Here is a 17,873-nt window from a genome sequence, read left to right on the forward strand (position 1 = left end):
CAGCCTAAGGGCCTAGTGTTTGTCACCATGTCGACCTTGTCCTACGAGATCGTGGACGTCTTCACCGACCGCCCGTTCGCCGGCAACCCGCTGGCGGTGGTGTTCGGTGCCGAGGGCCTGGCCACCGGCCAGATGCAGGCGCTGGCGCTGGAGTTCAACCTCTCCGAGACGGTGTTCGTGCTGCCGCCCACCCAGGTCGGCGCCACCTACCGGGCGCGGATCTTCACCCCGGTCGAGGAACTGCCCTTCGCCGGGCACCCCAGCGTCGGCGCGGCGGTGACCGCCAGCCGGCGCGGGATGTTCCCCGCCGGTCCGGTCACCCAGGAGTGCGGCGCCGGGGTGCTGCCGATCGAGGTGACCGGCACGGGAGCGACGCTCACCGGCGGCACCCCCACCCTCGGCCCCGAACTCGACCCGGAGCCGTTGCTGGAACTGGCCGGGCTGACCGCCGACGACCACGCCGGGCCGCCGCCCAGGGTGGCCGGCTGCGGGCTGGAGTTCCCCTACCTGCCGGTGCACCCGAGCGCGGTGGCGCGGGCACGGGTCAACCCGGTCGCGGCGGTTCGGTACGGAATTGCGCACGTCAGCGTCTTCTCCTGGGACGCCGCCGCGCAAACCGCGCACGCCCGGGTCTTCGTTCCGGGCCTCGGGGTTCCCGAGGACCCGGCCACCGGCTCCGCGGCGCTGGGCCTGGGCGTGTGGCTCGTGGCCAGCGGGCTGCTGCCCGGCGAGGGGCGCTCGTCGTACGCCGTGCGCCAGGGTGTGGAGATGGGCCGGCCGTCCGCCCTGGCCTGCACGGTCACGTCGGCCGACGGGGCGGCGGTCGGCGCGACCGTCGCCGGTCAGGTCGTGCCGGTCGCCCGGGGCGAGATCATCGCTCCACCGTTCGTCGGCTGAGAGGATGGTCCGGTGACCGACGCGAGCAGGTTCCTGGTGGACGAGGCGGCGAAGAAGGCCGCCGTGGCGTGGGTGGCCGTCGGCGGCGGTCCGGCGCGTGCGCTGTGGTGCGTGCCGCTGGAGGGCGCCCTCCTGGTGGTCTGCGGCCCGGGGGAGCAGTCGGCACCGGGGTTGGCCGACGCCGCGACGGCGCGGGTGACGCTGCGCGGTGACCACGGCGGGCGGGTGGTGACCTGGCCGGCCGAGGTGGCGCGGATCGCCCCCGGCACGCAGGAGTGGGAGACGGTCGCGCCGCTGGTCGGGGCGAAGCGCCTCAACGCGTCGGGCCCGACCGCCGATCTCGTCGCCCGGTGGGCCGCCGACGGCTGTGCCCTGGTTCGGCTCACCCCGGCCGGGGAGCCCGCCGCCGGGGCGGATCTGCCGCACGACTCCCTCGCGGAGCCGCCCCGCGAGTCGCCCGCCGTCCGGGTCACCCGCAGACCGTTCCGCCTGCACCGGGTCCGTCGCCGCTGAGGGCCCGCCCGCAGCAACCCGACGGGTCCGCGGTCATCGTGCGGTGCCCACCGGCCTCGCCGCCGGGTCCACCAGATCGAGCACCTCCGTCAGGGAGCGGAGCGCCGGCCCGCGCCAGGCCAGGTCGGCGTTGAACACCAGATGCCCCGCGAGGTCGGGCGCGGCGAGCCGGACGGCGGTCATCCCGGTCCGTTCGGCGCCGGTCAGTTCCTGACTGCCGCCGTCGCCGACGTAGAGGCAGTCCTGCGGCGCGAGCCCCAGCCGTCGGCAAGCGGCCAGGTAGAGCGCGGCGTGCGGTTTGCAGCGTCCCACCTGGACGGAGAAGACCCGCGCGTCGAGCAGCGGGGCCACGGGCAGGTCCGGCAGGAACGCCGGCAGCTCGTGGGTGCAGTCGCTGACCACGGCGGTACGCAACCCACGCCCGCGCAGCGCGGCCAGCGTCGGCACGGCGTCGGCGCGCAGCCGCGTGTCGGCGCGGATCGCGCGCTGCCGGGACGCCACCGCCGCGCGCACCGCGGCCTTCGACGGGTGTACGCCGACCTGCCGGCACACCCAGCGCAGGGTGGCTTCGGCCGAGCCGAGGCGGCCCGTGGCGCGGCGGTAGAAGGTGCGGTCCAGCACCTTCACGAGCCGGTCGACGGGGCAGCCGAGCAGGGCGGCGGTCTCGTGGTGGGCTGCGCCACGCTGGACGGCGCGGGTCAGCGTGCCGAAGAAATCGAACAGCACCGCCCGGAAGGTGGGCATGAAGGAGCGCCTCCGGGGCGGGTGAGGGTCGCCGGCGCGGACGAGCATGATCGTAACGGACCGTTGATGCGTTGCTCCGCTCGGTGTCGTGTGAGGATTGCTCTCCGTGTCCCTCGATGCGCACCGCCCGCAGCTCGACCCGCTGACCACCGGGGCGCTCGCCCTGGCGGTGGTCGCCGTGTCGTCGTCGGCCCCGCTGATCGCCTTCGCGGCGGCTCCGGCGCTCGCCGTGGCCTTCTGGCGCAACCTGCTGTCGGTCGCGGTGCTGGGGCCGGTGTCCCTGGTCCGGCGGCGGGCCGAGTTCCGGTCGTTGACGGTGGGCCTGGGCCGCCGGGAGGGCTGGTACTGCGTACTCTCCGGGGTGGCCCTGGCCGCCCACTTCGCCACCTGGATGCCGAGCGCGAAGCTCACCTCGGTGGCCGCCGCGACCGCTCTGGTCGCCACCCAGCCCGTCTGGCAGGGGCTCATCGCCCGTGCACAGGGTCGTCGCCTGCCGCTCGGGGTGTGGGCCGGCGTCGGGGTGGCCGTGGCCGGGGCGGTGCTGGCCACCGGGGCCGACTTCACGGTCTCGGGGCGGGCCTTCGCCGGTGACCTGCTGGCCGTGGTGGGCGGGATGTTCGCGGCCGTCTACACCGCCCTGGGCGAGCGGGCGCGGGCCACCGTCAGCACCACCACCTACACCACCATCTGCTACGGGGTGTGCGCGCTGATCCTGCTGGTCGTCTGCCTGATCGGCGGGGTCCGACTGACCGGCTTCGACGGTGGCACGTGGCTGGCGATCCTGGCCCTGGTGGCCGGTGCCCAACTGCTCGGCCACTCGATGTTCAACTACGCGCTGCGCCGGATCTCGGCCACCACGGTCAGCGTGCTGATCCTGCTGGAGGCTCCGGGTGCGGCCCTGATCGGCTGGGCCTGGTTGGGGCAGTTGCCCAGCCCGGTGACATTGCCCGGGCTGGGACTGCTGCTGGTGGGGGTGGCCGTGGTGGTGCTCGCCGGGGCCCGCGCCGCCCGTCGCGCGTCGGTCACCACCGCCGCGCCGGCCGACGCCGCTCCGTTGCCCGACTGATTCGCGGCGGCCCGACCGCCGCCTCGGTGGATGGATGATTGCGGTGTTTAGTCCCTATTGCGGCGATTGGCATGTAAAGGTCATTCTGCACCTGTTTGCAGTCCGGTGCGGAGGTCGTCGGTGTCGTGGCAGCGACTGCCGGGAACGCGCCATGAGAGGGCCAAGATCATGCCAGTTTCTCTGATCCGCCGCCGTCGGGGCCTCACGCTGTCGGCCATGACGGCCATCGTCGCCGCCGGCGTGGGCGTCGCTACACTGATCTTCAGTGCGACCGGTGCCAGTGCTCAGCCGGCGCCGGTCGGTCTGGGCACGGCGGCGAACTTCTCTGTGTTGGCCGGATCCACCGTCACCAACACCGGGCCGAGTTTCCTGGCCCAGGATCTCGGTGTCCATCCGGGTAACACGGCGACGGGCTTTCCACCGGGCATCGTCGCCGGTGAGGTCCATCTCGGTGATGCTGTGGCCCTGCAGGCCAAGGATGACCTGACCACCGCCTACAACGACGCCGCCGGGCGTACCCCGTTCACCAACCTTCCCGCGGAGCTCGGTGGTCTGACGCTGACACCCGGCGTCTACCGGATCGGTGCCGCGCAACTGACCGGCACGCTGACCCTCGACAGCCAGAACAACCCGGCGGCGGTGTTCATCTTCCAGATCGACTCCACGCTCACCACCGCCTCGAACAGCAGCGTGGTGTTCATCAACGGCGTCTCCGCCTGCAACGTCTACTGGCAGATCGGCAGCTCGGCCACGATCGGCACCGGCACCCAGTTCGTGGGCAACATCCTGGCGCAGACCTCGATCACCATCAACACCGGCGCCACCCTGCAAGGCCGCGCCCTGGCCCGAACCGGCGCCGTCACCCTCGACACCAACACCATCACCACCCCCCTCTGCATCCAACCAACCGGCACCCCCACGGCGACGCCCACCGCCACCCCCACGGCAACTCCGACGGTGACGCCCACGGTCACCCCCACGGCCACGCCGACCGTGACGCCCACGGTCACCCCCACGGCCACGCCGACCGTGACGCCCACGGTCACCCCCACGGCAACTCCGACCGTGACGCCCACGGTGACCCCGACGGTGACGCCCACGGCCACGCCGACGGTGACTCCGACGGTGACGCCCACGGTCACCCCGACCGTGACGCCCACGGTCACCCCGACGGTCACCCCGACGGTGACGCCCACGGCCACGGTGACGCCCACGGTCACGCCCACGGCCACGGCCACGGCGACCGTGACGCCCACGGCCACGCTGACGGGCGCTCCGACCGGCCAGCCCACGCGAGCGCCCACCGCGCGCCCGACCGCCACCCGCACGGAACTCCCGGTCACTGGTGGTAGCGGCAGCGGCACGCTGACCGTACTCACCGGCATCGGCGGGACCGCCGTCGCCACCGGTGCCGCCCTGCTGCTCCTCTACCGCCGCAGGACATCGCAGTCCTGACCGGATGGACCCCGGTGGCCGGTCACCGGCCACCGGGGTCCGCACCGGGTGTGACCCGGTCAGACCTCCCGCACCTCCAGCACCCGGGTGGTGGGGGCGACGTGTCGGTCACGGCGGGGAGTATCGCAGCGCCGCCCGCCGCCCGCCGCCCGCCGCCCCCGGACGCGGTCCTGCCGGATCAGCCGGGAAGACCGACGGCCTTCGCGCTGGCCGCCCAGAGGCGGGCGGCGAGCTGGGGATCGGCCGCCCTGCGCAGCGGTCGGCGCAGCCGGCGATCGTGGTAGTAGCCACCGTCGGTGAGTCGGGACCGGTCCTGGTGCGCGAGCCAGACCAGCGTCTCGGCGCCCTTCTCGGGGCTACGCAGCAGCGGCAGCATCCGCATGCCCCACTCCACCAGTCGGCTGTCGCTGCCGAACCGGGTCCGCACCACGCCCGGGTGGAAGCAGTACGCGCCCACGTCCGGCCAGCGTCGGGCCGCCTCGGCGGTGAACAGGATGTTCGCCTGCTTGCTGGTGCCGTACGCGCTCATCGGGCGGTAGCGGCGCAGCGGGGCGTTCAGGTCGTCCGGGTCGAGGCGCCCGCTGCGGTGGGCACCCGAGGCGGTGACCACCAGCCGGCCGACCCGGTCGGCGAGCAGGTTGCTGAGCAGGAACGGGGCCAAATGGTTGGCCTGGATCGACAGCTCGAACCCGTCGACCGTGGTGAGCGGCTGGAGCACGATCGCGCCGGCGTTGTTGACCAGCACGTCGATCCGGTCGTACGCGGTCCGAAGCCGCTCGGCCAGGCCGCGTACGTCGTCGAGGGCAGCGAAGTCGGCGCGGAACAGTTCGGGGCGCTCCCCGGAGACCTCCCGCACCTGTTCGGCTGCCGCCTGCAACCGGGCGGGGTCGCGACCGACGAGTACCACCTGGTCACCGCGGTACGCCAGGTCCACGGCGGCGGCCAGGCCGATGCCGGAGCTGGCTCCGGTCACCACCACGAGTCGACGCCCAGTGAGATCTTCCACAGGTCCATTCACCCCGGTCACGGCACGAGGTTACCGTGGCGTCACCACGCCCTTTGGGATCGTTAAGTTTCCGGAACCTCGTCTGTTTGGCGTCGGCGTGCCCGCCGGACGCTGGAAGGAGCGCATCCATGGCCGCAGTCGGTCGTCCCCGCCGGTCCTGCCTCGCCGTACCCGGCTCCAGCGTCAAGATGCTCGGCAAGGCCCAGGGGCTGCCTGCCGACCAGGTCTTCCTGGACCTGGAGGACGCGGTCGCCCCGCTGGCCAAGCCGGACGCCCGCAAGAACATCGTGGCCGCGCTGAACGAAGGCGACTGGGCCGGCAAGACCCGGGTGGTCCGGGTCAACGACCTCACCACCCCGTGGACGTACCGGGACGTCATCGAGGTCGTGGAGGGTGCCGGTGCCAACCTCGACTGCATCATGCTGCCGAAGGCGCAGAACGCCGCCCAGGTGCACTGGCTGGACACGACGCTCACCCAGATCGAGAAGACCCTCGGCCTGGAGGTCGGCCGGATCGGCATCGAGGCGCAGATCGAGAACGCCGCCGGCCTGGTCAACGTCGACGCCATCGCCGCCGCCTCGCCCCGGGTGGAGACCATCATCTTCGGCCCGGCCGACTTCATGGCCTCGATCAACATGAAGTCGCTGGTGGTGGGCGCGCTCATCCCGGACTATCCGGGCGATCCGTACCACTACATCCTGATGCGGATCCTGATGGCCGCCCGGATGCACGACAAGCAGGCCATCGACGGCCCGTTCCTGCAGATCCGGGACACGGACGCGTTCCGCGAGGTGGCCAAGCGTTCGGCCGCGCTGGGTTTCGACGGCAAGTGGGTGCTGCACCCGGGGCAGATCGACGCCGCCAACGAGGTCTACCAGCCGGCGCAGGCCGACTACGACCACGCCGAACTGATCCTCGACGCGTACGACTACTACACCTCCGAGGCCGGCGGCAGGCTCGGCGCGGTGATGCTCGGTGACGAGATGATCGACGAGGCGTCCCGCAAGATGGCGCTGGTGATCGCGGCCAAGGGTCGGGCCGCGGGGATGACCCGTACCTCGACCTTCACCCCGCCCGCCGAGTAGGGCCCGGACGTCGGTGCCGCCCCCGCTCACGGCCGGGGCGGCCGCCGTCGTCGCACAGGGGCGGCACCCGCCGTCTCAGTAGCTGCTCGTCGAGGAGGACGAGATGGCGAAGAGGAAGATCCCGACGTAGAACAGGATGAACACGACCAGCAGGGCGGTGACGATCCAGCCGACGATGATGGCCGCCTTCGCCAGCCCTTCGCCGCCCTCGCCCGTCTCGCGGATCTGCCGCATGGCGACATGTCCCATGATCGCGCCGACCGGGCCGGTGATGCAGGACGTGAACCCGACCAGGGACAGCACCAGGGCGGCGATGGCCAGGCCGTTGGTCTTCGGCGGCGGCGCGTACCCCGGGTAGGGGGCGTAGCCGGGGGCGGGGTGACCGGGGGCGGGGTAGCCGGGAGCCGGGTAACCGGAGGTGGGATAACCGACGGGCGGCGGGGGCCCGTCGACCTTCGCCCCGGCGTACGGGTCGACCGGCGCGTACGGGTCGGCAGACAGGTGTGACTCGACCGGCACGTGGGACTCGGCCGGCACGGGTGAGTCCGGTCCCGCCGGCTGGGTGGGGACGGGCGGACCGCTGGCCGGCAGGGTCGGGTCGACCGGCGGGCTCGGGGGCGGGGCCGACCACGGATCGTTGGTCGGCGGCGGGTACGTCATGGGGGCTCTCCGTTGCGTCGCGGGTGCGCCGTCAGGGTAGTCACCGGAGCAAAACCGGTGGCCCGTCCACCGGGTGCCGCGTTGCCCGGACCGCCGGCATTGGGCAGGATCTCGGCATGGCGATTGACGCGCGTGCGGCGGACCGTCCGGGGAGCCGGCCGAGGCGGGACGCGAGCCGTCCGGGGGTGGCTCGGCGCAGCCGCGCCTCCACCGGCCCGGCCGCCTCGTCCGACTCCGACCAGCCCGTCGCCCTGCCGGAGCCGGTGACCATGCGCCTCGACGGCAGGGTCGCGCTGGTCACCGGGGCCGGCAGCCCCGACGGCATCGGCTACGCGACGGCCCGCCGACTCGCCGACCTGGGGGCGCGGGTGGCGATCGTCTCCACCACGCGTCGGATCCACGAGCGGGCCGGTGAGCTGGGCGTGACCGGTTTCGTGGCCGACCTGACCGACGAGTCGGAGGTCGGCGCGCTCGCCGACGCGGTCACCGAGCAGCTCGGCGACGTCGAGGTGTTGGTCAACAACGCCGGTCTGGCCAGTCGCGCCTCGCCCGAGGTGCTGCGCCCGGTCGCCCAGCTCAGCTACGAGGAGTGGCGTGCCGAGATCGACCGGAACCTCACCACGGCGTTCCTGTGCAGCCGGGCGTTCATCGGCGGGATGGCCGAGCGGGGCTGGGGGCGGGTGGTCAACCTCGCGGCGACCGCGGGCGCGGTGAACGCCCTGCCCACCGAGTCGGCCTACGCGGCGGCGAAGGCCGGGGTGGTGGGGCTGACCCGTGCGTTGGCGATGGAGATGATCGCCGACGGGGTGACGGTCAACGCGGTGGCCCCGGGGACGATCCACACGGCCGCCTCGACCATGGCCGAGATCAAGCAGGGCCTCGGCACTCCGGTGGGCCGCCCCGGCACCCCTGACGAGGTGGCGGCGGCCATCGCTTTCCTCTGCTCGCCCGCCGCGTCGTACATCACCGGCCAGATGCTGGTGGTCGACGGCGGCAACAGCGTCCGCGAGGCGCAGTTCCGCTGAGCCTCACACGGTCCTCTGGTCCACTCCCACCCAGAACATCAGCGTCAGCAGGCCGCAGCACACCAGCAGGTACAGGGCGGTGACGACATAGCCGAGGACGAGACCCCACGTGGCGAGCTGGTCGCCGTCCTCGCCGCTCGTGCGCAGCTGCCGCTTCGCCAGGTGGCCGAGGACGATGCCGGCGGGCGCGAACACGAAGGCGAAGATCAGCGAGAGTACGGCCAGCACGTTCGTGCCGCCCCGCCTCGGCGGGGACGGCGGGCCGTACTGCCCGTAGGGGACCTGCGGCACGTACGGCGGCTGCTGCCCCCACTGCTGACCGGGTCCGTGCTGCTGCTCCCATCCCGACGGGCCGGGCTCGTCGGATGGCGGTTGCGCCCACGAACCCGGCGGCGGTTCGTACGGCGAGGGCGGCGCCTCCTGCGGGCCGGGCGGCTGGTCCGGGTCCGGCGGGAGGGGCGGCGGTGGCTGACTCATGGTCGTCCTCCTCCTGCCGGACGCTACCCGCAGCGGTGAACCTTTTCACAGCCGTTGTGTGGACTGGTCACCTTGGCGTCGTCGTCCGCACAGCCGATACTGACCGAGCGTTTAGTTACCCTTGAGTAAGGTGCCGATCCCCCGGAGGCTGAGATGGCTCGACTCGCCCAGACGCCCGGCCTGACCGACGAGCAGCGGTCGATCCTGGAGACTGTCCGGGAGTTCGCCGACAAGGAGATCATCCCGCACGCCCAGCGGCTGGAGCACGCCGACGAGTACCCAACCGACATCCTTGACGGGATGAAGGAGATGGGACTCTTCGGCATCACCATCGCCGAGGAGTACGGCGGCCTCGGTGAGTCCCTGCTGACCTACGCCCTGGTGGTGGAGGAGCTGTCCCGGGGCTGGATGTCGATCTCCGGAATCGTCAACACCCACTTCATCGTCGCGTACCTGATCTCGCAGCACGGTTCCGCCGAGCAGAAGGCCCGGCTGCTGCCGAAGATGGCCACTGGCGAGGTGCGCGGCGCCTTCTCGATGTCGGAACCCGAGTGCGGCTCGGACGTCTCGGCGATCAAGTCGAAGGCCGTCCGCGACGGCGACAACTACGTCCTCAACGGCCAGAAGATGTGGCTGACCAACGGGGCGTACTCCTCGGTGGTGGCCACCCTGGTCAAGACCGACACCGGGGCCGACTCGGTCTACGGCAACATGAGCACCTTCCTGTTGGAGAAGGAGCCCGGCTTCGGCGAGACCGCCCCCGGCCTCACCATCCCCGGCAGGATCGACAAGATGGGCTACAAGGGCGTCGAGACCACCGAGATGGTGCTCGACGGCGTCACCGTTCCCGACTCGGCCGTGCTCGGCGGCGTCGACCAGGTCGGCCGGGGCTTCTACCAGATGATGGACGGCATCGAGGTCGGCCGGGTCAACGTGGCCGCCCGCGCCTGCGGAATCTCGATCCGCGCCTTCGAACTCGCTGTGCAGTACGCCCAGCAGCGGAAGACCTTCGGCCAGCCCCTCGCGAAGCACCAGGCGATCGCCTTCAAGCTCGCCGAGATGGGCACGAAGATCGAGGCCGCGCACGCCCTGATGGTCAACGCCGCCCGGCTCAAGGACGCCGGCCAGCGCAACGACGTCGAGGCCGGCATGGCCAAGCTGCTCGCCTCCGAGTACTGCGCCGAGGTCGTCCAGGAAGCGTTCCGCATCCACGGCGGTTACGGCTACTCCAAGGAGTACGAGATCGAGCGGTTGATGCGCGAGGCCCCGTTCCTGCTCATCGGTGAGGGCACCTCGGAGATCCAGAAGACGATCATCTCCCGGGGCCTGCTCAAGGAGTACAAGCTCTGACCGGCCCTACCCGAAGCGCCTGCGGCCGTTCCCGGTACGCCTCGATCGCCGCCGCGAGGCGTACCTCCGGCACCGCCACGTCCCGGCCGCCGACCACCGGCGCGGGGGCCAGCGACCGCCACACCCGTGGGCGCAGCCGTACGCCGTTGAGCCGGCCGTCCTCGCGGTGCAGGCTGACCCGGTCGATGTTCGACCAGTCGTAGCGCCGGCCGCCGTGCCGGATTCCGCTCGCGGTCAACGCCAGCAGCCCGGTGAACCGAGCCTGCCGGTAGCTGGCGACGCCGACCGCCACCGCCGCCGCCGCTCCCAGGAACACCAGTCGTAGCGTTCGGGCCCACGGCGGGTCGGTGGGCAACAGTGTCGTCACGATCAGGGCCACCGCCACCACCCAGGCCGCCCTGACCACCTGGTCGATCCAGCCGGCCAGGGAGCGGCGGGCGACCAGGCCCGGCTCCACCCCGTCCACTCCGACCACCCGCTCCCGCCAGACCAGGCGGGAGTCCTGGTGTGGCCGCCAGCGGCGGAGCATCGCGGTCAGGATGACGAAGAGCCAGAGGACGCAGGCGAAGCTCTCGACCTCGAACCGGGGCACCCGGAGCAGCGCCAGCGTGGTCGCCACCGTCACCGCGCCGGCCACCGATGCGGCGAGCAGCCGCCGGGACCAGAGACCGTCGTCGCTCCTGGGCAGCGGACCGGTCCGCAGAGAGAACACGCTCGCAGCGTAGGGGTCGGGGCCAAAGGGGTCGGGCGTCCTGTCGAGCTGAGAGCGAGGACGGAGCACCCCCGGCCGCGTCCGCAGCGTCACGAGCGACGTCAGCGGCGGCCGGATCACGTCGGCGCCGGCCGGGCCAGGGCCGGCAGGGTCAGGCCAGGCGGGTCAGGCCGGCGGCGGCGCGTTCCACGATGAGACAGCGGTCCTCGACGTAGTCGACGCCGGCCTCCCGCGCGATCCGGCGTGCCTCGGCCGAGACGATCCCCAACTGCAACCAGACCGCCGGGGCGCCGATCGCCACCGCCTCGCGGACCACCTCGACGGCGTCGTCGGCCGGCCGGAACACGTCGACCAGGTCGACCGGGTGCGGAATGTCGGACAGTGAGCGGTAGACCGGCTCGCCGAACAGTTCGTCGGCGGTCGGGTTGACCGGGATGATGCGCCAGCCGTACCGCTGCATCTGCAACGGCACACTGTGCGCGGCCTTGCGCGGGTCGCGGGACGCGCCCACGACGGCGATCACTGCGGAGTCGGCGAGGATCTGCTGGGCGGAACGCATCCGTCGAGCCTAGCCCCGGATCGGGGTGCGCCGGCCCACCCGGGCGGGCGGCCGCGCCCTACAGGAGCGAGAGTTGTTCGGCGGCGGTCGGCGGCGGGGCCCCGGTCGGTCGGCGGTCGTCGCTCGGGTCGGCGCGGTGCAGTCCGTGCCGCCGGGCCGCGATCCGCACCCGCGCCGTCAGCTCCCGCTGGTACGACTGCGGCGCGTAGGCACCCGCCCGGTACAGCTCCCGGTAACGGGGCACCAGTTGCGGGTGCTCCCGTGCGAGCCAGTGGGCATACCACTCGCGGGCTCCGGGGCGCAGGTGCAGGGCCAGCGGGGTCACACTCACCGCCCCGGCGGCGGCGACCGCCGCGACGGTGGCGTCGATGGCGGAGTCGGAGTCGCTCAGAGCGGGCAGGATCGGTGCCATCAGCACCCCCACGCCGAAGCCGGCGTCAGCGAGCTGTCGCACGGCGTCGAGCCGGCGGTGAGGGCTGGGAGCGCCCGGTTCGACCGCCCGCCACAGGGACTCGTCGACGAAGCCGATGGAGAACGAGAGACTGACCCGGGTCGCCTCGGCGGCCTGCCGCAGCAGAGGCAGGTCGCGCAGGATCAGGGTGCCCTTGGTGAGGATGGAGAACGGGTTGGCGAAGTCGCGCAGCGCCTCGATGATCGGCGGCATCAGCCGATAGCGGCCCTCCGCCCGCTGGTAACAGTCGACATTGGTGCCCATCGCGACGTGCGAGCCCCGCCAGCGTGGTGCGGCCAGCTCGCGGCGCACCAGCTCGCCCGCGTTGACCTTGACGATCACCGTGCGGTCGAAGTCCGCTCCCGCATCGAGGTCGAGGAACGTGTGGGTGTTCCGCGCGAAGCAGTAGACGCAGGCATGGCTGCATCCCCGGTACGGGTTCACCGTCCACTCGAAGGGGACGCGCGAGGCGCCGGGCACCCTGTTGATGATCGACTTTGCGCGCACCTCGTAGAAGGTCATGCCCGCGAAACCGGGGGTGTCGAAGGTGCGCACGATCGCTCCGGGCAGCGCCAGCGGCAGGGGTGGTGTCGCTGGCGCTGCCCGGTCGGGAACGCCCTCCACCGGGGGAGCGGCGAGGTTGTCCCAGCGCATGACCATCATTCGAACATGCGTACGACCGGAGTGCAAGTGACGTGCCGGACACCGCTGCGGGCGGCCCGTCCGCTCCGGGGCAGGATGGGGGTATGGAGACGTCGACCTTCGTCTACGACGGCGACTGCGCGTTCTGCACCCGTTGCGCCGAGTTCATCCAGCGCCGGATCCCGACCGGAGCCCGCGTGGTGCCCTGGCAGTTCGCCGACCTCGACCGGCTGGGCCTGACCGAGGCGGAGTGCGAGGAGGCGGTGCAGTGGGTGGGAGCCGACGGCCGGCGTGCGGCCGGCCCGGACGCCATCGCCGCCCTGCTCCGCAGCAGCGCACCGCTCTGGCGGGCGGCCGGGGCCGGCCTGCGCTTCGGGCCGGTTCGGGCCGCGGCCTGGCCCGCGTACCGGTGGGTGGCCCGAAACCGGCACCGGCTGCCCGGCGGTACGGCCGCCTGTGCCCTGCCGCAGGAGACGCGGGAACGCCTCTACGGCCCGTCCGGGAGCTGATCGGGAGCTGACCGGGCCCCGGTCCGTGCCAGCCGGGTCCCACTGCACAGGCGTGGCCGGGCCGGCTCGGGCTGTGGCGCTGCGGGCCGGTGTGACCAGCCCGGCTACGGTCCTGCGGATCCGCGAGGGCCGGGCCGACCGGCTACGGCGTCGCGGGGTCCCGAACCGGTATGCCCGGGCCGGTCGACGCCGGCGGGCCCGGGGGGCCGGGATCCTCACCCACCCGGCCGGCACCCACGGGACGTGCCCGCCACCGGTGCCACAGGAGCCGTGCCCGGAGCACCGGGCGGACCTTCTCCAGCGGCAGGAAGCTGGTCATGGCGACCAGGTGCGGCGCGAACGAGATGGTGATGGTGGCCACCGTGACCAGGTGGAACGAGTAGAAGAACCCGACCGTGGCGATTCGCCACCGCTCGGGCAGCACGAACACCAGCGGGCTGAGCAGTTCGAAGGCGAGGATGCCGAACTGGGCGACGAGCAGCAGGTGGGGCACCTGGGCGACGAGGTCGGCGAGGTCGGTGCCGCGCCTGATGATCGCCTTCGCGAGCACCGAGCCGGTCGCCCAGTCCAGGCCGCCGAAGCGGAACTTCGCCCAGGCGGCGAGGAAGTAGGTGCAGACGACGGCGAGTTGGGTGACCCGTAACGCCCAGCCGCCGGCCTCGGTGCGGGTCGGATCACCGTGCCGGGCCCGGCCGGCGGTGGGCAGCACGGCCAGCGCGACGAGCAGGGCGAACCGGTCGTGGTCCACCTTCCCGTAGCTCATCGCGATGATCATCCACTCCAGGTAGAGCGCGAAGACCGCCCAGCCCGCCAGCCGGGGGGCCCGACCGGTCGCGGCGAGCGCAGCAAGCGCCAGCAACGCCCAGAAGATCACGCTCACCAGCGCCGGAGTGGGGGTCGGTAGCGGTAGCACCCGCCCGACGAACAGCGGCTGGTACAGGTCGCCGGGCACGTCGACCCGGGCCCGCACCCACGGGGTGAACACGACCAGGTCGCCGGCGACGAACAGGTAGACCAGGGTACGGAAGGCGGCGACACGCCCCCGCGGCACCGCCTCGGTCAGCCAGCGGCTCACGGCGTGGCCTGCCAGCGCACGACGGTCTCGTCGGTCCACCGTCCGGTGGGCCGGCGGTCGGTGATGTCGTGCCACCGGATCACGATCCTGACCTCGACCAGTGCCGGAGCGTCGGGTCGGTTCCGGGAGTACGCCTCGGCCACCTCGCGCAGCAGGGCGGGGTCGGCCGTGTAGCGGTCCTGCTGGCCCTCGATCTCGGCCCGGCGGATCCCGGTGACGGCCTCACCGAGGTCGACCAGATCACCGGTGACGTCGACTCCCTCCACCCGGGTGTCGGGGGCGTCCGCGTCGGGCGAATCCGAGGTGGAGTACATCCGGAAGGGGCCGAACGGGAAGTGGTCGTCCTCGCCGTAGAGCGTGCCGGCGAGCAGGACAGCCAGACCGAGCCCCGTGACCCCTACCCGGATCGCGCGGCCGCGGTCTGTCAACGCACCCACGAACAGAGAACATACGGCACGTCGAGGCCCCGATGCCGCCCCTGATCACGGTCGGTGGCCGTCGGGACCTCGCGCTGCCGGGCGGAGGCGGCCGGACACGCCGGTGGCCGGGCCCGGGGTGGGCCCGGCCATCGGCACCGGTACGCGTCAGTGCTTGTGGTCGGCGAGCTTCTTGCGGACGTCGTCCATGTCCAGGGCCCGCACCTGCTCGATGAGGTTCTCCAGAGCGGACTCCGGCAGGGCACCCGGCTGCGAGAAGACGATGACGCCGTCGCGGATCGCCATGATCGTCGGGATGGACCGGATGTCGAACTTGGCCCCCAGTTCCTGCTGCGCCTCGGTGTCCACCTTGCCGAAGACGATGTCGGAGTGCTTCTCCGACGAGCGCTCGTAGACAGGGGCGAACCGCTTGCAGGGGCCACACCACTCGGCCCAGAAGTCGAGCAGCACGATGCCGTCGCTCTCGGTCACCTCATCGAAGTTCGCCGTGGTCAGCTCAACGGTTGCCATGGAAGTCTCTCCGATCACGCGGAACAGCTACGTCTGGTGGAACGAGGGTGTACCCCGTCGCATTCCCGGACAGGTGACACCGAAACCCCGGCCGTGGTCGGCCCCGCCCCCGCGCGGTGGCCCGCCGCACCTCCGGCGGTGGCCCCCGCGCGGTGGCCCGCCGCAACCCGTCGGCGGCGCCCGGCCGGGGTGCCGCCGACGGCTGGCCGCACCCTCGGCGGCATCCCCGTCGGTGCCCGGGGTCGCGGCAGTCGATGTGACGAAACATGTTGGTGTGCCGCCGTCCTGCGTCACGCAAATGCATGACGCATTTGCGTGACGAGGGGTGATGGGAGCGTTTCCAGGGTGATCGGCGCGAAGGTGCGCTACGGGCCGGTAACTTGAACAGTGACTAGGGTGTATGCAAGCTGGAAAGATCGCCCGAACATTGGTTGATCATCACCCTCCGTAGTGTTACAAAACGATAAATGTGATCCCGGTCTCTGTCGACGTCGGACGTGCGTACGGCAGAATCTTGGGCATCAGAGCGTGGGCGGCGGGTGCCGGGGAGGGCCCCGCCGCTCATTGCGTCCGCTCCCGGTTTCCCCGGTCGGTGTGAGATTTCCACCCGCCGTGCGCCCCGACCGGAGCCTTAACCCTCGATAAGGCATGCTGTGCCGAACTCCATCGCCGCCCGTCGAAGGGGACACGAATGCAGTTCGGCCGCTACTACGAGGAGTTCGAGGTCGGCGCGGTCTACCGGCACTGGCCCGGCAAGACGGTCACCGAGTACGACGACCACCTCTTCTGCCTGCTCACCATGAACCACCACCCGTTGCACATGGACGCGCACTACGCCGAGACGGCGAGCCAGTTCACGCGCAACGTCGTGGTCGGCAACTACATCTACTCGTTGCTGCTCGGCATGTCGGTGCCCGACGTCAGCGGCAAGGCGATCGCCAACCTGGAGGTCGAGTCGCTGCGGCACGTCGCTCCGACCTTCCACGGCGACACCATCTACGGCGAGACCACCGTGCTGGACAAGCGGGAGTCCGGCTCCAAGCCCGACCGGGGGGTGGTGTCGGTGGAGACCCGCGGCTACAACCAGGACGGCGTGATGGTCTGCGTCTTCCGCCGCCGGGTGATGGTCCCGAAGAAGGAGTACGCGGCCGCGGCCGTGCCGGAGGGGGTCGACCCCGAGCGGCCGAGCTTCCCCGAGCCGCGCTGATCCGGTGGCTGGTCGCCGCAACCCGACGGTCCAGCCGACGAGCGGTGTTGGGCCCCTTCCCCCGGGTTCCGGGTGGTAGGGGCCCTTTTTGTGGTTTCGGGGCATATGCTGGCGCCGGAGGTGCCCATGAGCCACTCCCTCGCCGGAGAGCCGTCCGCTGCCGGTCACCGCGCCGTACCGCTGACCACCGCGCGCTACTCCGCCGCCGAATGGGATCTGCTGACCGGCCTGCCCGGCCGGGTGGTCGTGGCCGCCACCGCGCCGGCCCCGGGGCGATCCCACCGGGGGGTGTCAGCCGGGCTTGCCGGTCTCGAGGCGGTCGCCGCCGGCCGGGGCTTCGACAGCGATCTCGTCCGGGCGGTCGTCGCCACCATCTACGCCCGACACGACGGGGCCCCGCCGCGCGTCGAGCGCCTCACCGACGTGGTGGACCTGCTCGCCGCGTGCCGGGCGGCCGTGCGGGTCCTCGACCGGCGGGCCGACCCCGCCGACTCGGCGGCGTACCGGCAGTGGGTGCAGTCGGTCGCTGCCCGGGTCTGCCAGGCCGGCCCACCCGAGGCGCCGGCTTGCGACCGGCCGCTCGCGCCGGCCGACCGCCGCTTCCTCGACCGTCTCGGCGGCGCGCTCGGCCTGCGCTGACCGCCCTCCGGCCTCCCCGGCCCTCGCCCGTGCTTCCCGGCCCTCGCCCGTGCTTCCCGGCCCTCGCCCGTGCTTCCCGGCCCTCGCCCGTGCTTCCCGGCCCTCGCCCGTGCTTCCCGGCCCTCGCCCGTGCTTCCCGGCCCTCGGCTGGGCACCAGTTCGCGGCGCTGTCGCCGGCCGCGCTCCGGTGGCCCGGTGTGGCCGCGTACCCTGCGAGTCCGTGACCGGTGAGCAGCTCGACGTCGGCGTGGGACCGTGGCCCGGCGACCCGCCGGACGACCCGCGGTACGACCCCGACCTGCTCGCGCAGGGCGATCGCCGCAACGTGGTGGACCGCTACCGCTACTGGCGCCGGGAGGCGGTGGTGGCCGACCTGGACCTGCGTCGACACGACTTCCACGTGGCGATCGAGAACTGGCAGCACGACTTCAACATCGGCACGGTCGTCCGCAACGCGAACGCCTTCCTCGCCGCCGAGGTGCACATCGTGGGTCGCCGCAGGTGGAACCGGCGGGGTGCCATGGTGACCGATCGCTACCAGCACGTGCGGCACCACGAGAGCATCGAGGATTTCGTCGTCTGGGCGGCGGGGCTCGACCTGCCCGTGGTCGGCATCGACAATCTGCCGGGCTCCCGGCCGCTGGAGACCACCACCGTGCCGCGCCGCTGCGTCCTGCTGTTCGGGCAGGAGGGGCCCGGCCTGTCGGACCCGGCCCGCGCCGCCTGCGCGCAGCTGTTCTCCATCGCCCAGTACGGCTCGACGCGGTCGATCAACGCCGGTGTGGCCAGCGGGATCGCCATGCACGCCTGGATCCGCGCCCACGCCGGGCCACCACCGCCCTGAGGGCCCGTGT

Annotated in this window: 21 protein-coding genes; 11 read left to right on the top strand and 10 right to left on the bottom strand. The window is 72.3% G+C overall.

What is annotated here, in order from left to right; genetic code table 11:
• Window positions 1-27 precede the first annotated feature (27 nt).
• Both GA0070616_RS16535 and GA0070616_RS16540 read left to right on the top strand, forming a co-directional pair.
• A complete protein-coding gene (locus GA0070616_RS16535) occupies window positions 28-897 on the top strand; it encodes a PhzF family phenazine biosynthesis protein (protein ID WP_091083028.1) in 870 nt (289 codons plus the stop codon).
• 12 nt (window positions 898-909) lie between these two features.
• Entirely contained in the window at window positions 910-1,410 is a 501-nt protein-coding gene (locus GA0070616_RS16540) for a hypothetical protein (RefSeq protein WP_091083033.1), read from the top strand.
• A 33-nt stretch (window positions 1,411-1,443) separates the two neighbouring features.
• Here GA0070616_RS16540 and GA0070616_RS16545 read toward each other — a convergent pair whose 3' ends face one another.
• Entirely contained in the window at window positions 1,444-2,154 is a 711-nt protein-coding gene (locus tag GA0070616_RS16545; RefSeq protein WP_091083037.1) for an HAD family hydrolase, read from the bottom strand.
• 106 nt (window positions 2,155-2,260) lie between these two features.
• On the opposite strand from GA0070616_RS16545, the gene GA0070616_RS16550 reads away from it, so the two are divergent.
• Window positions 2,261-3,220, top strand: coding sequence for a DMT family transporter (locus GA0070616_RS16550; RefSeq protein ID WP_091083040.1), 960 nt, complete (start codon window positions 2,261-2,263; stop codon window positions 3,218-3,220).
• Window positions 3,221-3,436: 216 nt separating this feature from the next.
• Window positions 3,437-4,675, top strand: a complete 1,239-nt coding sequence (locus tag GA0070616_RS16555; RefSeq protein WP_245712806.1) for an ice-binding family protein — start codon at window positions 3,437-3,439, stop codon at window positions 4,673-4,675.
• 178 nt (window positions 4,676-4,853) lie between these two features.
• On the opposite strand, the gene GA0070616_RS16560 is transcribed toward GA0070616_RS16555, so the two are convergent.
• Entirely contained in the window at window positions 4,854-5,681 is an 828-nt protein-coding gene (locus GA0070616_RS16560; RefSeq protein ID WP_091083043.1) for an SDR family NAD(P)-dependent oxidoreductase, read from the bottom strand.
• A gap of 128 nt (window positions 5,682-5,809) precedes the next feature.
• Here GA0070616_RS16560 and GA0070616_RS16565 point away from each other — a divergent pair, with 128 nt between their 5' ends.
• Entirely contained in the window at window positions 5,810-6,766 is a 957-nt protein-coding gene (locus tag GA0070616_RS16565; protein WP_091083046.1) for an HpcH/HpaI aldolase/citrate lyase family protein, read from the top strand.
• Between the two features lie 75 nt (window positions 6,767-6,841).
• Here GA0070616_RS16565 and GA0070616_RS16570 read toward each other — a convergent pair whose 3' ends face one another.
• The gene (locus GA0070616_RS16570) at window positions 6,842-7,426 is read right to left on the bottom strand and encodes a DUF4190 domain-containing protein (protein ID WP_091083049.1); all 585 of its coding nucleotides are present in this window, start codon (window positions 7,424-7,426) and stop codon (window positions 6,842-6,844) included.
• A 185-nt stretch (window positions 7,427-7,611) separates the two neighbouring features.
• Here GA0070616_RS16570 and GA0070616_RS16575 point away from each other — a divergent pair, with 185 nt between their 5' ends.
• Entirely contained in the window at window positions 7,612-8,451 is an 840-nt protein-coding gene (locus GA0070616_RS16575; protein WP_425413000.1) for an SDR family NAD(P)-dependent oxidoreductase, read from the top strand.
• Window positions 8,452-8,454: 3 nt separating this feature from the next.
• Here GA0070616_RS16575 and GA0070616_RS16580 read toward each other — a convergent pair whose 3' ends face one another.
• On the bottom strand, window positions 8,455-8,928 hold the full coding sequence (locus GA0070616_RS16580; protein ID WP_091083056.1) for a DUF4190 domain-containing protein: 474 nt from the start codon (window positions 8,926-8,928) through the stop codon (window positions 8,455-8,457).
• Between the two features lie 153 nt (window positions 8,929-9,081).
• On the opposite strand from GA0070616_RS16580, the gene GA0070616_RS16585 reads away from it, so the two are divergent.
• Window positions 9,082-10,278 (top strand): acyl-CoA dehydrogenase family protein, encoded by a 1,197-nt coding sequence (locus GA0070616_RS16585; RefSeq protein WP_091083060.1) that lies wholly within the window; start codon window positions 9,082-9,084, stop codon window positions 10,276-10,278.
• On the opposite strand, the gene GA0070616_RS16590 is transcribed toward GA0070616_RS16585, so the two are convergent.
• The 3 genes from GA0070616_RS16590 to GA0070616_RS16600 all read right to left on the bottom strand — a co-directional run bounded on the left by GA0070616_RS16590 (window position 10,259) and on the right by GA0070616_RS16600 (window position 12,654).
• Window positions 10,259-10,990, bottom strand: coding sequence for a hypothetical protein (locus GA0070616_RS16590; protein ID WP_091083063.1), 732 nt, complete (start codon window positions 10,988-10,990; stop codon window positions 10,259-10,261). The genes GA0070616_RS16585 and GA0070616_RS16590 overlap by 20 nt on opposite strands.
• A 151-nt stretch (window positions 10,991-11,141) precedes the next feature.
• Complete coding sequence (locus GA0070616_RS16595) at window positions 11,142-11,549, bottom strand: CoA-binding protein (protein ID WP_091083067.1); 408 nt, start codon at window positions 11,547-11,549, stop codon at window positions 11,142-11,144.
• A 58-nt stretch (window positions 11,550-11,607) separates the two neighbouring features.
• Complete coding sequence (locus tag GA0070616_RS16600) at window positions 11,608-12,654, bottom strand: Rv2578c family radical SAM protein (protein WP_091090945.1); 1,047 nt, start codon at window positions 12,652-12,654, stop codon at window positions 11,608-11,610.
• Between the two features lie 92 nt (window positions 12,655-12,746).
• On the opposite strand from GA0070616_RS16600, the gene GA0070616_RS16605 reads away from it, so the two are divergent.
• On the top strand, window positions 12,747-13,151 hold the full coding sequence (locus GA0070616_RS16605) for a thiol-disulfide oxidoreductase DCC family protein (RefSeq protein WP_091083070.1): 405 nt from the start codon (window positions 12,747-12,749) through the stop codon (window positions 13,149-13,151).
• A gap of 142 nt (window positions 13,152-13,293) precedes the next feature.
• On the opposite strand, the gene GA0070616_RS16610 is transcribed toward GA0070616_RS16605, so the two are convergent.
• The 3 genes from GA0070616_RS16610 to trxA all read right to left on the bottom strand — a co-directional run bounded on the left by GA0070616_RS16610 (window position 13,294) and on the right by trxA (window position 15,173).
• The gene (locus tag GA0070616_RS16610) at window positions 13,294-14,226 is read right to left on the bottom strand and encodes an HTTM domain-containing protein (protein WP_139128929.1); all 933 of its coding nucleotides are present in this window, start codon (window positions 14,224-14,226) and stop codon (window positions 13,294-13,296) included.
• Entirely contained in the window at window positions 14,223-14,663 is a 441-nt protein-coding gene (locus tag GA0070616_RS16615) for a hypothetical protein (protein WP_091083076.1), read from the bottom strand. The genes GA0070616_RS16610 and GA0070616_RS16615 overlap by 4 nt, the downstream gene beginning before the upstream one ends.
• Window positions 14,664-14,810: 147 nt before the next feature.
• Window positions 14,811-15,173 carry a thioredoxin gene (gene trxA, locus GA0070616_RS16620; protein WP_091083080.1) on the bottom strand — a complete coding sequence of 121 codons (363 nt, stop codon included), beginning with the start codon at window positions 15,171-15,173 and terminating at the stop codon, window positions 14,811-14,813.
• Window positions 15,174-15,864: 691 nt separating this feature from the next.
• Between trxA and GA0070616_RS16625 the strand changes: the two genes are divergently transcribed.
• The 3 genes from GA0070616_RS16625 to GA0070616_RS16635 all read left to right on the top strand — a co-directional run bounded on the left by GA0070616_RS16625 (window position 15,865) and on the right by GA0070616_RS16635 (window position 17,863).
• On the top strand, window positions 15,865-16,380 hold the full coding sequence (locus tag GA0070616_RS16625) for a MaoC family dehydratase (RefSeq protein WP_091083083.1): 516 nt from the start codon (window positions 15,865-15,867) through the stop codon (window positions 16,378-16,380).
• Window positions 16,381-16,485: 105 nt separating this feature from the next.
• The gene (locus tag GA0070616_RS16630) at window positions 16,486-17,019 is read left to right on the top strand and encodes a hypothetical protein (protein ID WP_175440104.1); all 534 of its coding nucleotides are present in this window, start codon (window positions 16,486-16,488) and stop codon (window positions 17,017-17,019) included.
• A gap of 220 nt (window positions 17,020-17,239) precedes the next feature.
• On the top strand, window positions 17,240-17,863 hold the full coding sequence (locus GA0070616_RS16635; RefSeq protein WP_091083086.1) for a TrmH family RNA methyltransferase: 624 nt from the start codon (window positions 17,240-17,242) through the stop codon (window positions 17,861-17,863).
• Window positions 17,864-17,873: the final 10 nt, after the last annotated feature.

Origin of the sequence: Micromonospora nigra, from assembly GCF_900091585.1 — a bacterium.
GTDB classification, from domain to species: Bacteria; Actinomycetota; Actinomycetes; order Mycobacteriales; family Micromonosporaceae; genus Micromonospora; species Micromonospora nigra.